The organism is Xenorhabdus sp. KJ12.1 (genome assembly GCF_963876495.1).
GTDB classification, from domain to species: Bacteria; Pseudomonadota; Gammaproteobacteria; order Enterobacterales; family Enterobacteriaceae; genus Xenorhabdus; species Xenorhabdus stockiae.
Genome location: NZ_CAWNQH010000064.1, coordinates 49,315 through 63,624, shown reverse-complemented (window position 1 = coordinate 63,624; position 14,310 = coordinate 49,315). Strand labels below are relative to the sequence as shown.

The following is a 14,310-nucleotide window of genomic DNA, read 5'->3' as shown; positions in this document are numbered from 1 at the left end:
ATCATCCTAAATTAAAAATATTTATTAAAGCTCACATTGCTTCGCTAATTTCGCGATAATTTTATTGTTTTTAAGGCATAAAAACCCTGGATACTGATAACGAATTATCAGTATCCATCATTATTAATATATTTTTATTAATCTTTTAAGTGTGGAAAATAGGTTTTAGCATCATCCAACATCAACAGGAAACTATAATCGAAAGCAATATCGTTTATACGATTAAAACGCCCCGGCTTTCCACCGTGTCCTGTATCCATGTTGGTTTCTAATAACAGTAAACTATCCCCTTTTTTCATTTCCCTTAATTTAGCTACCCATTTCGCTGGTTCCCAGTATTGCACCTGAGAGTCATGTAAGCCGGTTGTTACTAATAAATGAGGGTAACGCTGGGGCTGAATATTGTCGTAAGGGCTATAAGATTTAATACGGAAATAAACGTCCTTATCATCCGGATTCCCCCACTCATCATATTCCCCTGTCGTTAATGGAATAGACGGATCAAGCATTGTCGTCACTGCATCAACAAAAGGAACTTTAGCGATCACACCACGGTATAGCTCAGGTGCCTGATTGACCACCGCTCCCATCAGTAAACCGCCCGCACTGCCACCTTCGGCATAAACGCGTTTACTATCACCATAACCTTCAGCAATTAATGCTTTCGTAGTATCAATAAAATCATGGAAGCTGTTCATTTTATTTTCGAGCTTGCCCTGAAGATACCAATTACGACCTAAGTCACCACCACCACGAACATGAACCAATGCATAGACAAAACCACGATCCAACAGGCTTAAAAGTGCAGAGCTAAAATAAGGATCCATGCTGATACCATAGGCACCATAGCCGTAAATCAAAATCGGGTTCTGGCCTTTTTTGAACAGGGACTTGCTGTAAACCAAAGAAACCGGTACTTCTACCCCATCCCGCGCTTTGATCCAAATACGCTGGCTTTCATAGTTTTCTTTATTAAATCCTTTCACTTCCTGCTGTTTCAGCAATTCGCGTTCACCGGTTTGCATATTCCACTGGAATACTGAGCTTGGTGTTGTCAGGGATGAATAACTATAACGCAGCAAATCCGTTTCTGGCTCAGGATTATAGTTCAAGGATGCCATATAAGCCGGATCATCAAACTTAACCTGTTTTTCTTGCTGGGTTTTCCAGTCAATCTGACGAATTGAGGACAATCCTTTAGTTCGCTCTTGTACCACCAGCCACTTGTTAAACAGAGTAAAATCTTCCAGATCAGTATTATCCTGTGGTGCAATTACTGTTTTCCATGGCTTATTAATGGCATCTGTCTGATATAGACCAAACAATGGGTGTTCATAATTGGAACGGATATAAAATTGCCCACGGAAATGGTCGATATAATATTCACGCCCAGCCTGACGGGCAGAGAACATTTGTGGTTCCTGTTGCGGGTTATTTGCATCTATCAACCGATATTCTGAGGTTGAATAGCTGGTGATCGAAACCAGAATGTAGTCAAGCGAGGTACTTTTCGAAATTGACAGATAGAAACGATCATCATCTTCCTGATAGATCTTTTTATCCTGTTGAGTATCCGTGCCATATTGGTGACGAAATAGCTGGTAAGGCAGCAGGGTTTGTGGATCTCTGCGAACATAGAACAGAGTCTTACCATCATTGGCCCACAAAATATTACCGGAAGTATTCTCTATAACGTCATTTTGCCACTCACTGTCACCAAAATTTCTGAAGGAGATTTGGAAGTTACGACGGCCCTGAGTATCTTCAGCGATAGCAATGCGTTTATTGTCCCGGGTTACAGCAAACCCACCGATTTGGTAAAATTTATGGCCTTTCGCTCGTTCGTTACCATCAACCATGACCTGCCAGTCAGTTGAGTTATCAACCGGCTTACGCTGATAGATAGGGAAATCTTTGCCTGATTCATAAATGGTGCGATAAATATAACCATTGTAAGTATAAGGTACCGACTGGTCTTCCTTATTCATACGGCCAACCATTTCGTTATACAGAGTTTCCCGTAGCTCCTGACCAGATTTCAGCATCTCTTTGGTATAGTTATTTTCAGCGGCCAGATAATCAATAACTTCTTTATTCTGACGCTGGTCATCACGTAACCAATAATAATCGTCAACACGGGTATCACCATGAATAGTTATTTCATGAGGCTGCTTTTTAGCCATAGGTGGTATCATTTTTTCCTCCAACGCGATAGCCGTGACGCTATTACTCAGCAAACTACTACCCAACAAAAAACTGAGCACGGCTTTCTTGGCTTTTGGTGAAAACACCGTTTTATACTGTGACATGCCATTCGTCCTGTTTTTTTATTGTTTTTAAAATCAATTGTTATTGATATAAAGTGAAATCAACCGGTAATTCAACCGTAACACTGCCATTGGTTAAAATAGAATCAGGCGGAATGGGTAATGGCTGCGCCCTTTCCAGTACAAGCCTTGCTTCCCTGTCAAGTGAGTTCGTTCCAGAGCGTCTTACCAATTCACTGTCAATCACATTACCAAATTGATTAACTGTAAATTTCACCATTGGACGCCCTGTACGTTTTCTCCTCTGAGCATCTGAGGGGTATTTTTTATAGCGGTTTAAATGACCACTAACTTCCGCCTGCCAGACAGCTTTAGCATCAGCGGCAGCATCTGAATTACTTTCATAAGAAGCCGCAGTGCGGGAAGTAATGTTATCCGCCGTAGCCGTACTGGTTGTCGGTGCTGCGGTACTTTGTGATTTTTCACTTTCCTGCTCTTTTGCCTGCACTCGCTTAACCGGTTGGGCTTTTTTAGGTGCATCTTGCTCTTTTGGTTTCTTTTTCTTCGTTTTATCAACCAGAAGCATGGCTTCTTCATTCACATCCAATTTTGGCATATTGACAGCATCAATCTTACTTTCTTGTTGTTCGCTGGTAACAGATAACTGCTGCTCAATACCAATCGGTTGTTTTTCGACTTTGTGTATTGCTTCCGTCTGTAGTGATACTTCCATCATAACTGCGGGTGGAGGTAAAAATTCCTCAATATCAAGATCCTTCGGTTTATAAACCAACCAACCGACCAACAGGACGTGCAGTGTGATAGCGGCGAGAAAGGATTTTGTCACGTGACCAACGTGAGTGGTTTGATACGTTGTATACGTCAACATTTCTTATAGCACATTATGTCAAAGATAAATTAAGGGAATGATAATCAATTGGATATATAAATGAAAACTATTTTTATTTATTATGAGCATCACATCCTTGTGATAGATACACCTACTTAGTTACTTTGGCAGTCACTTTGGGTGTAAACCAGACAAAATCAGCATATTCTTTATTCAAGGCGACGCCTTTTTCAGCAATAACCAGCACAACAACCTGTTCATCAGATGCTACTTTTTTCACATGCTGAGGGACTCCCATCGCTTTTACCGCATGGTATCCTCCGGCAAACAGCATTGCAGGTGATGGCGCTTTCATCAATTGTTCTGCCATTCTCTGATCACGCAGTTGCTGAATTTTGCTCATTGCAGCAAGATTTAATTCATCTATATTACCACCATGGGAATTTTTGATGGTTTCATCAATACGCTTTTTGACATCTTCAGAGACTAAGGAAGTTTTGTCCCCGGCTTTATAACTTTTATATGCCCGATCAATTTCACTGCGATTCAGGTTAGCGGCTAACAAGGGATAAGGTGCTTTCACTAATTCAACAACCAGTTTTCCATATTGTTCCCAAGGCCAGCCTTCTTGCCATGCTAACAACTGTTTAATGCGTTCATCCCTGACTATCGGATCATCCTGCAACCAGCTTTTCACTTTATTGACTCTTTCTTGCTGATCCGGATTAATCATTTCCAGCAATACGGAACCATGAGGTCGTTTTTTCTCCAGCTGCTGAACCAGCCATAATTCAATTTGATGGTGATAAGGGTTATCGTGTTTTTCACCCACAATAACTCTGGGATAAGTGGCCAATTGATTAAGTAATTCATCAGAAGTGATGGCTTTGCCTGTTCTCATGTCAAGCAATACACCTGATTGGGTTAATTCACCGGAAAGCGTTTGTTTTACTGCCTGAGAGTTACTTTGTGTCGTTGTTGATGATGTCGCACAACCACCAAGCAGAAAGGCACACACTAAAAAAGTTGTTTTTATACAGATAGATGTTTTCATTGGTATTCATTATCCAGTTAAAAATTCCCTGCATATTATAGATAATGATAATTATTTACAAATAAAAATACCCCGCCAAACAAGAGCCTGACGGGGTATTTGTCTGTTTATCCTGGCTAATTAATGAAACCTGGATATTGATAGCAATAAATTATAATACCAATCAATTACAGTGGATTAGTCTGCGCTTCGACCGCAGCCAGTGCCACCATGTTAACAATACGGCGAACAGAAGCGATTGGTGTCAGTACATGGACAGGCTTAGAAACACCCATCAGCACCGGACCCACTGTGACACCATCTGAGCTGGTAACACGCAGCAAGTTATAACTGATACGAGCGGCTTCCATATTAGGCATAATCAGCAGGTTAGCTGAACCTTTCAACGGGCTGTCCGGCATAATGTCACGGCGAATGCTTTCCACCAGCGCAGCATCACCGTGCATTTCACCATCAATTTCCAGCGATGGTGCCATTTGTTGTACCAACTCCAGTGTCTTACGCATCTTTTGAGCAGATTCACAGTCAGAAGAACCAAAACTTGAACGGGACAACAGAGCAACTTTTGGTTCAATACCGAAGCGACGCACGGTTTCTGCTGCCATCAGTGTAATTTCAGCCAGCTCTTCGGGTGTCGGGTCTTCGTTAACATAAGTGTCAGCAATAAAAGTATTACCCATCGGCAACAATAAAGCATTCATTGCACCCGCTGTGTGCACACCCTGACGGAAACCAAAGACGTCTTTGATAATCTGATAATGCTCACCATAACTACCAACCGTACCACAAATCAGGCCATCAGCTTCGCCACGATGAACCATGATGGCACCGATTAGAGTCGGATTACCAATAACCGTCCGGCGTGCCTGATCCTGAGAAACACCACGACGCTTCATCAGTTGGTAATATTCCTGCCAGTATTCTTTGAAACGTGGATCGTTTTCGTTATTAACGACTTCGAAGTCTTTACCTGCTTCAATATGAAGCCCCTGCTTCTTGATACGCATTTCGATAACGCTTGGGCGACCAATCAGAACAGGATACGCCAACCCGAGGGAAACTAATTCCTGAGTCGCGTGGAGTACCCGGATATCCTCACCTTCTGCCAGTACAATACGTTTTTTCTCTTTTTTCGCCTGAGAGAAAATAGGCTTCATGAATAAGTTAGTTTTGTAGACAAACTCATTCAGTTTTTCGATATAGGCACCGAAATCGGTAATAGGACGGGTTGCCACGCCTGAATCCATCGCGGCTTTTGCTACAGCAGGTGCAATTTTCACAATCAGACGTGGATCAAATGGCTTCGGTATAATGTATTCCGGGCCGAAGAACAAATCCTGATCGCCATAAGCAGAAGCCACTTCCTGGCTTTGTTCAGCCAGCGCCAGATCAGCAATTGCATGTACACAAGCCAGTTTCATCTCTTCATTAATAGTCGTTGCGCCTACATCCAGTGCACCACGGAAGATGAATGGGAAACAAAGCACATTATTGACCTGATTAGGGAAATCAGAACGACCTGTACAAATAATTGCGTCAGGGCGCACAGCTTTTGCCAGTGGAGGCAGGATTTCCGGCTCTGGGTTCGCCAGTGCCATAATCAGCGGATCCTTCGCCATTGTTTTCACCATCTCTGGCGTCAGTACTCCGGGGCCGGAGCATCCGAGGAAAATATCAGAATCAGGAATAACATCAGCCAGTGTACGGCTGCCATTATCTTCAATTGCGTAATCGGCTTTCGTTTTTTCCATATTCTCTTCGCGACCACGATAGATAACACCTTTCGAGTCACAAACGACAATATTTTCACGTTTCAGGCCTAAAGCCACCAGCAGGTTCATACAGGCAATAGATGCCGCACCCGCACCAGATACTACCATCCGTACTTTGCTGATATCTTTATTAACGACACGCAGTCCGTTAATTACAGCGGCAGTACAGATAATTGCTGTACCATGCTGGTCGTCATGGAATACAGGAATTTTCATCCGCTCACGAAGTTTTTGTTCAATATAGAAGCACTCAGGAGCTTTGATATCCTCAAGGTTGATACCACCAAAAGTCGGCTCCAATGCCGCAATGATGTCAATTAATTTATCCGGATTAGACTCATCTATTTCAATATCAAAAACATCAACGCCAGAGAATTTTTTGAATAGAACTCCCTTTCCTTCCATTACGGGTTTGCCAGCCAGTGCCCCGATATTTCCCAGCCCCAATACAGCACTACCATTGGAGATAACTGCCACCAGATTACCACGAGCAGTATATTTATATGCCATCAGTGGATCTTCTGCTATTTCAAGACAAGGAGCGGCAACACCCGGTGAATATGCCAAAGCTAAATCACGTTGTGTCGTCAACGGTTTAGTCGGAGTAATCGTGATTTTCCCCGGCTGCGGAAATTCATGAAAATCAAGGGCACTTTGTTTTAATTTTTCGTCCATCGTCTGATCCTTTGTGAGTCATGTCTAAGTAAAAATCCGCTCAGTATAATAGTTACGGAAGGTTAAATCATGGTGCTAACCGCATTTTTGTCAATGATCATTGAAACAACAGATCATATCCTCTGTTGTTTTCAGAATTCAATGCAGCCAGCAAAGCAATCAACAAAGAAGCAACCTTAAATATAGAGAGTATAAAACGATCTGTTAATGGCTTCACATTAACCAATATTATATAGAAAGACTCTAATTATACTCATGTAGAGGTAGCTCCATTTTCTATCCATTAATAACTCACTGAATTAATAAAAGAGACATTTAAGAAACAACTTTAAAATGAGTTTACAAAAACAAAAATTAATCTATAAAATAATCATAAAAATTTGATTGAGAAAATTATTAGCAATTAAGGAAAATCATTTTCTTATGTCTGTGAAATTTATTTCATGTGAATTGATAATCTTATTTGCGATATTTCATTTTTTATATCAGGATATATTTTTGGAATCTCTATTATTGATGATTCAATATACTCTATAAAAATCACACAGCTATTTAACATAAAACAGAATTCTGTTTTTTATGTTTTATCAAAACATAAGATCGGCATTTCTATTATGGGAGAAGGAATATGCATAATCATACAGTCATGATAGTCGATGATCACCCTATCATTCGTCATGGTTTAAAAGGGCTGATTGAATCAGAAAGAGAACTCATTGTGACTGCGGAGACAGATAACGGCGAAGATGCCATTAATATCGCTTGTCAAATAAAGCCAGATATCATTTTAATAGATTTGAAGATTCATGGGCTTTCAGGGATTGATACGATTAAGTCACTACGCCGAAAAGGGCTTGATTCCTATGTTCTGGTTCTCTCAGACTCGGATAACAGAGGTGATATTTATGATGCTGTGGATGCAGGTGCAAATGGTTATTTGTTAAAAGATATTGAACTTAGCCCTCTGTTGGTTAACATTAAAAAAGCAGTAAATGGACAAGCGGTATACAGTGAGAAAGTTTACCAATATTTATCTAACCGTCATCTTTATGTTGATCCTTTATCCAAATTAACCAAACGCGAATTAGATGTTTTAAAAGAAATCTCAGAAGGAATGACGAATAAAGAAATTGCTGACTTTCTTTTTATCTCAGAAGAAACAGTCAAAGTCCATACACGTAACCTGTTGAAAAAACTTAAAGCCCGTTCCCGCCTCGAAGCCACCATTACCTATCTGAAACATAGAAAAGCAGATTTAATATAATATTCGACGCTCAATTCCTACAATGAATAACACAATTTCCCTGATTTTAATTTACAGGGAAATTGTGAATTAAAACCCCTTAAAGTTAATGATAATTAATTCAACTAAATTTATAATAATTTAACTTATAATAAATAATATTATTATTTTGCAATGAAACTAAGTTTTAAAAGTTAATTTATTCACCAGATATATAGATGGTTGTATTTTGTAAACTTTAACTATCTATTGATATTAAATAAAGCAAACCAACTTGTGTATAGTTGACCTCTGATCAAACCTTGCGGACATTGCTAGCCGGATGAAAACGTAAACCCCGCTCAACCGAAGCAATAAGCAAGGTTTGTGTTATCTGGATAAAATGGCAAATTTCCCGCATTATACTCTTCGCCTTTCAGGATTCAGCCAACTGGCTGCAACTTGAAAGTAACAGCTATACCCCATCGGTTGCGCGTTGTATTGCGGTGACAAGGGAATGAATTTCCCCAGCCAGCAAGAGGCAGCTTGAAAAACAACGGGTATATATGTCAGATTAAATCAGGATTAAGGATCTCATAATGTCAGATACCACCTTTCAAAAAACTTTCACTCTGTACGGTATCAAAAATTGCGATACTGTGAAAAAAGCACGTCGTTGGTTGGAAGATCAAGAGATCCCATATCGATTCCATGACTATCGCGCTGACGGCTTATCACCTGATCTACTTCAGCTATTTATTGAACAATTAGGCTGGGAATCTTTACTAAATACTCGCGGAACAACCTGGCGCAAACTAACCGATGAGCAAAAATCAGCCATCAATAATGCCGAAGCAGCCAAGGCTCTGATGCTGGAACAACCCGCTATCATTAAACGACCACTATTAGCGTCTCAAGAAGAAAACACATCTCAAAAAACAGGCAGTTACTTACTGGGCTTCAAAGCTGAACAGTACCAACAGTTTTTTTCACATGATTCTATCCAATAGTTTCTAAAAGAAAGCTGACAAAACTACAGCTTGAAAACTGTAGGGAATTTCTCTTACAAATATACCCGGTAAATTTCAGGCTGCGTCAGCGCTGCAAAGAAACGCAGCCACAAAATGCAGCCTGAAAGATGACAGGCAGAAAGATCTTCCAACTTAATAGGGGCGTATATAATGACTTGTCCAGTGATTGAATTAACCCAGCAATTAATTAAAAGGCCTTCCGTCAGCCCCGATGATCAGGGCTGTCAGGAGATTATGATCCAACGCCTGCAAAACGCTGGCTTTACCATTGAACGGATGCCTTTTGGTGATACCCTGAATTTCTGGGCCTACCATGGAACAGGAGCTACGTTTGCTCTGGCAGGCCATACCGATGTTGTCCCTGCGGGTGATATTTCAGAATGGCAAAGCCCCCCATTTGAACCAACCATTCGTGATGGTATGTTATATGGTCGCGGTGCTGCGGATATGAAAGGATCTCTGGCTGCCATGGTGGTTGCAGCAGAACGCTTTGTTGCAGAAAACCCTAATCATCAGGGTCGCCTTGCTTTCTTAATTACTTCCGATGAGGAAGCCCACGCAATAAACGGTACTGTTAAGGTCGTTGAAGCTTTAATGGCTCGCCATGAGCGACTGGATTACTGTCTGGTGGGTGAGCCCTCCAGCCAAAAACGCCTTGGCGATATGATCAAGAATGGTCGTCGGGGCTCTCTGACGGCAACTGTGACCATTCATGGTATTCAGGGGCATGTTGCTTATCCTCAATTTGCTGATAACCCAATTCATAATTCTCTCCCCTTCCTACAGGAACTCGTCAATACTAAATGGGATAATGGCAATGAGTTTTTCCCTGCAACGAGTATGCAAATAGTCAATATTAATGCGGGTACGGGAAGTAATAACGTCATACCGGGTAAATTAAAGGTTCAGTTTAACTTCCGTTTCAGTACCGAACTGACAGATACCGAGATCCGCCAGCGAGTTGAAAGCATGTTGAAGAAATATAATCTGAAACATGATATTGAGTGGTGGTTATCTGGTCAGCCCTTCCTGACCTGCAAAGGGGAGCTGGTTGATGCGACAGTTGAAGCTATCAGCCATTATTGTGGATACAAGCCGGAACTATCAACCAGCGGCGGTACATCTGACGGACGATTTATTGCCAGAACCGGAGCTCAGGTTGTAGAGTTGGGGCCTATTAACGCAACCATTCATAAAACCAATGAGTGTGTCAGTGTCGCTGATCTACAGGAATTAAGCCTTATTTATCAGCGTATCATGGAGCAATTATCAAATGATGTCGCCTGAAATATTGACGGGGCTCTCGACAGAACACCTAGTGGCACTGTCAGGAGGCCACCATTTACAATTTGATGCAGCTAAAGCCTTCCTTGCGATGCAACGGGATGCGGCCAATGCTGGCTTTAAGTTACAACCAGCCAGCTCGTTTCGTGATTTTACCCGCCAACAGACTATCTGGAATGAGAAATGTCGTGGGCAACGCCCGGTACTGGATGCCGACAGTCAGCCTCTTGATATCAGCAAAATGACCGAAGGAGAAATCTGTGAAGCCATTCTCCGATGGTCTGCCCTGCCGGGAGCAAGCCGCCACCATTGGGGAACAGAATTGGATATCTATGATCCTTTTCTGTTGCCTCAGGATAAAAAGCTACTGTTGGAGCCATGGGAATATGAAGCGGGTGGTTATTTTGAGCCACTAACTGACTGGTTAACCGAAAATATGTCCCGCTATGACTTCTATCGTCCATTTACCCGTGACTGTGCATTGGGTGTAGCCTATGAACCGTGGCATATCAGCTATTGGCCTCTTTCTCATGAAGCAGAATGTCTATTCAATGAGCAGACTCTGTTAAATGCATGGCAGGGTCGTGATATTGCCGGTATCGATTGGCTGACTGCTAACCTCTCCTATGTTTTTAAAAAATATGTTAAAACAGAAAAAGAGGTTTAAGGATACTCATGCACTGGTTAACAAATTATTGGTGGATAGTCCTGCTGTTACTCGCTGGGGTTATTATTAACGCGATAAAAGAACTTAGCCGCCTCAACCCCAAAAAGTTTTTGGATAACAAACCGGAACTTCCTCCTCATCGGGATCTTAATGCTTCATGGGATGATGAGGACGACTGGCCTCAGGCGAATGGTAAAAAGAGTGATCATCAAAAGGATGATCAGAAGAAATAACCCAATCGTTCCATTGTCTGGCAAGTATTTCATCAATATTTGCCAGAGCATGGGCCGTTTCTTCCCGCCAGCATTTCAATAATGCCTTACGCCCATTCAGTGATAACTCATGCGCACATTGCTCAATCTCAATTTTCTGTTGCAAATATTTTCTCAATGCCGGTAAAGCCAGATCACTTACCAACAACAAACGTTGCAACGCAAAGTAAGAAGACGACAAGGAACGATGAGCAAATGCAAAACCAGCCAACTCCCGCCAATCACTTTCATTAAGCTGATTATCATCATTATGCTCAACAGGCAGCGCAAACCCAATCAACGACTTTAGCCAACTTGCATCACGGGATAACTGCTGCTGTGCAGCTCGGGCCAACCATTCCCCCTGTTCACTCAAGGGCAGGATCGCCATGGCAGCATAACAACCACTACTCGCTTCAAGGTGTGTTCCCATCCTCACTAACTGAAAACCACATTTTTGCCAAAGTGACCAGAGTTCAGCGGTATAACCAAAACTAACGGAAATGAAGTCCAGCTTTTGGATTCGGGCGACCTGACACTGCTGAGTAATCAGACGTTGTGCAATCCCCATACGTCGGTATTGTGCCTGAACAGCAATGCGGCTGACTCTCTGTGAACGCATCACTGCTGCCTGCGGAAATCCTGCATGAGCAGCCAGAGACTGGGCTACCAGATTACCTCTCGGGCGACGACGACCAGCCCATATTTCATGTGCCAGTACCGGAGATAACCCGCCTTCATTCACCATCCATAGAGCACCAACCAATCGTGGATTAGCATGATCGGAACTAGACATGGCAGCAAGGAATGTCATTCCATTGCCATCCAGTAACCGGCGTAAATCGAGGGGAGATGTACGATAATGGGCGCTTGCCAGTAATCCGTAAAACTGCCGCAATAGTTGAGGTTGTTGTAACCACACAGCCTGATTAATAGACTGAAAAAACAAACTATTTTCAATATTAGGGTCAGGTAATGACGATGAAAACAAATTGCTGTCATCAAATAGTAGAGCGTTATCCAGCCACTTTTCCAGCGGATCATTTTCAGACCAGCGCATTGGCGTTTTCAACTCCCTAATCTGACAATCAGGCAAAGCAGCACAGAATTTCAATAAAAATCCCCGTCCGGTACCTTCGTAACCCTGTACCGTTGTGGTCATTAGTACACGCGGAAAATATCGAATCAACTCAGATAACTGTGGTGTCGGAATTGCTGCCGCTTCATCAATCAAAAGCCAGTCAGCATTGCTCTGTTGTGTGTCTGTATTTCTCTGTTCCCGACACGCATTCTCCCGGATAAATTTCAGTAAATTATCAACTGACCAGAATGGTATTTGCTGCGAGCCAGAAACTGTATCGCTATTCTGAAGACCACCTTCAAAACTATTATTGAAAGATTCAGCATAGTGCCGAATGACTTCAGTTGTTATTTTTGCCGGAGCACATAACCAGCAGCTTCCCTGCCACTGACGAGCCAGCATTCCTGCCAGTGCAGACTTGCCTCGCCCGCGTGGCGCAGTAACTACCCAAACCCCTTGTGAAACCTGTAACATTTGCTCAAGAATGAGTTGCTGGCCTGCTGTCGGATTCCCATCCGGTTTCTTCCACGACAATGTCTGAGGCAATAGCGATGCCTGAAAAGGCTTGTCTTGACGCCATAATAAACAATCAGAAGAATTAAGGAGCTGTTGTTGGATATGCTGAATAAAATAGCGGGTTGGGATCACACCGGCAGATTCATTCCAGCGAGAACTGTCTTCATCCGGTAAATCAACCCATTGTGACCAGGCAGGAACACGCATCACCAACCAGCTTCCTGCTTTTAGAGTCCCTGCCAGTATTGCTAATGCTTCGGCATTAAAGCCACGGGTGGCATCAAAGACCCCGTGCAAAAATTCACGCCCCAGTAAACCGATTGCTTTTATTGGCTCAACAGAACCGGAAGTACCAGATGCTACTGTTATCCAGTCCCCCTGTAGCTGGTTTTTCAGAGAGGCAACAATCTGTTCACTCCACTGAGTTTCTCCGCTGAGCACCAGTAAACGACGCTGTCCTTGTCGTTGCATCTGCTCCTGCAACGTTTTCCATTCAAAATTCATTCCTGTCATGATTTTCCAATCACAATGGATAATATGCCTGCCGCAATTAATGGGCCAACCGGAACACCTTTAAATAAAGCAACACCGAGCACCGTGCCGACCAATAACCCGGCTACGGTCGATGGCTGATTTGACATCAGGGATACTCCCCTGCTTCCCAGCCATGACACAAGAACGCCGACAGCAATAGCAAGCAATGATTTCCAGTTTAGGAATGAACTGAATATATCCTGTGCAGATATTTTGCCACTTGCGATAGGAGCCATAACACCGATGGTGAGTATTAAGATCCCCAGTGTTAAACCATATTTTTCGACCCAGGGAAAAAATTGATTCAAGGGAGTTATTCGGACAACAAGCAAAAACAACATTGCCAATGTTACAGTCATGTTATGACTGATAATACCGAGCCCTGCCAGTACTAACAAAATGAGTAAGGTAGGATCAATGTGACTCATCATTTTTCTGTTCCATATATACATCCTGATATAGAGCAGAATGATAACTTAATTATTAGACATGTAAGTAGAAATATTAATATCAGTGGAAATATAGTCAATGAATCACTATATTTTATAAAAAATAGTTGCGAATACGTAATTAATCTTTCAAATTATCTTTCTGACAGATATTGATGCTTTTATAAGGTGAATGCGGAAAGGTCACGAGGCACTTCCTCGGCAACAGGAAGCGTTCATACAGGAAATATGAAAAAATCAGCACTTTTAATCACAATCAGTATGTTATTAACAGGTTGTACTACTCAATGGATACCAGCAAGGAGCAATCCAACACCTTTTCATGAAGCAGATTTGGAGTGTCAATCAAACGCTCTACAGCAATTCCCGGTGAAAAATGAAGTAGCCCAGACTTCTCACCTCAAAACCGTCAGAAATTCCTGTGGTAAAGATTGCACATATATGCAAAGCGTTCCTATGACTGAAAGTTATATCATTGACGTTAACGAAAGTTCCAGAAATCAGGTCTATAGTTTTTGTATGCAGCAAAAAGGCTGGAAGCAAAAAACAAATTACTGGCTGTAACTTACCATAGCTGGGTATCCGCCCTAAAATTATCTTTTTATGAAATCAAAGGTGCTCTAGTGTACAGAGCACCTTTGTTTTTTATACCCGCAT

Annotated in this window: 12 protein-coding genes; 6 read left to right on the top strand and 6 right to left on the bottom strand. The window is 42.1% G+C overall.

Translation table 11 applies throughout. The features are described 5' to 3' along the window. Nucleotides 1-137 precede the first annotated feature (137 nt). From AACS92_RS09115 to maeB, 4 genes are all read right to left on the bottom strand, one after another. Complete coding sequence (locus AACS92_RS09115) at nucleotides 138-2,309, bottom strand: S9 family peptidase (protein ID WP_193756959.1); 2,172 nt, start codon at nucleotides 2,307-2,309, stop codon at nucleotides 138-140. A gap of 40 nt (nucleotides 2,310-2,349) precedes the next feature. Then, nucleotides 2,350-3,156, bottom strand: coding sequence for an energy transducer TonB family protein (locus tag AACS92_RS09110; RefSeq protein ID WP_099110902.1), 807 nt, complete (start codon nucleotides 3,154-3,156; stop codon nucleotides 2,350-2,352). Nucleotides 3,157-3,268: 112 nt separating this feature from the next. Beyond that, on the bottom strand, nucleotides 3,269-4,171 hold the full coding sequence (locus AACS92_RS09105; protein WP_099110901.1) for a ChaN family lipoprotein: 903 nt from the start codon (nucleotides 4,169-4,171) through the stop codon (nucleotides 3,269-3,271). Nucleotides 4,172-4,338: 167 nt separating this feature from the next. Next, on the bottom strand, nucleotides 4,339-6,618 hold the full coding sequence (gene maeB, locus AACS92_RS09100) for an NADP-dependent oxaloacetate-decarboxylating malate dehydrogenase (protein WP_099110900.1): 2,280 nt from the start codon (nucleotides 6,616-6,618) through the stop codon (nucleotides 4,339-4,341). Nucleotides 6,619-7,246: 628 nt separating this feature from the next. Between maeB and AACS92_RS09095 the strand changes: the two genes are divergently transcribed. From AACS92_RS09095 to AACS92_RS09075, 5 genes are all read left to right on the top strand, one after another. Continuing rightward, nucleotides 7,247-7,882, top strand: coding sequence for a response regulator (locus AACS92_RS09095; RefSeq protein WP_099110899.1), 636 nt, complete (start codon nucleotides 7,247-7,249; stop codon nucleotides 7,880-7,882). 557 nt (nucleotides 7,883-8,439) lie between these two features. Then, nucleotides 8,440-8,850: an ArsC family reductase gene (locus AACS92_RS09090; protein ID WP_099110898.1), complete on the top strand. Its 411-nt coding sequence runs from the start codon at nucleotides 8,440-8,442 to the stop codon at nucleotides 8,848-8,850. 171 nt (nucleotides 8,851-9,021) lie between these two features. After that, complete coding sequence (gene dapE / locus AACS92_RS09085) at nucleotides 9,022-10,158, top strand: succinyl-diaminopimelate desuccinylase (protein WP_099110897.1); 1,137 nt, start codon at nucleotides 9,022-9,024, stop codon at nucleotides 10,156-10,158. Next, the gene (locus AACS92_RS09080; protein ID WP_099110896.1) at nucleotides 10,145-10,822 is read left to right on the top strand and encodes a M15 family metallopeptidase; all 678 of its coding nucleotides are present in this window, start codon (nucleotides 10,145-10,147) and stop codon (nucleotides 10,820-10,822) included. Before dapE ends, AACS92_RS09080 begins: the two co-directional genes overlap by 14 nt. Nucleotides 10,823-10,830: 8 nt before the next feature. Then, a complete protein-coding gene (locus AACS92_RS09075; RefSeq protein ID WP_099110895.1) occupies nucleotides 10,831-11,055 on the top strand; it encodes a YpfN family protein in 225 nt (74 codons plus the stop codon). Here the strand turns inward: AACS92_RS09075 and AACS92_RS09070 are convergent. Further along, a complete protein-coding gene (locus tag AACS92_RS09070) occupies nucleotides 10,970-13,183 on the bottom strand; it encodes a tRNA(Met) cytidine acetyltransferase TmcA (RefSeq protein ID WP_099110894.1) in 2,214 nt (737 codons plus the stop codon). The genes AACS92_RS09075 and AACS92_RS09070 overlap by 86 nt on opposite strands. Further along, on the bottom strand, nucleotides 13,180-13,632 hold the full coding sequence (locus AACS92_RS09065) for a DUF441 domain-containing protein (RefSeq protein ID WP_099110919.1): 453 nt from the start codon (nucleotides 13,630-13,632) through the stop codon (nucleotides 13,180-13,182). The genes AACS92_RS09070 and AACS92_RS09065 overlap by 4 nt, the downstream gene beginning before the upstream one ends. A gap of 249 nt (nucleotides 13,633-13,881) precedes the next feature. On the opposite strand from AACS92_RS09065, the gene AACS92_RS09060 reads away from it, so the two are divergent. After that, nucleotides 13,882-14,217, top strand: a complete 336-nt coding sequence (locus AACS92_RS09060) for a hypothetical protein (RefSeq protein ID WP_099110893.1) — start codon at nucleotides 13,882-13,884, stop codon at nucleotides 14,215-14,217. The last annotated feature ends 93 nt before the right edge of the window (nucleotides 14,218-14,310 follow it).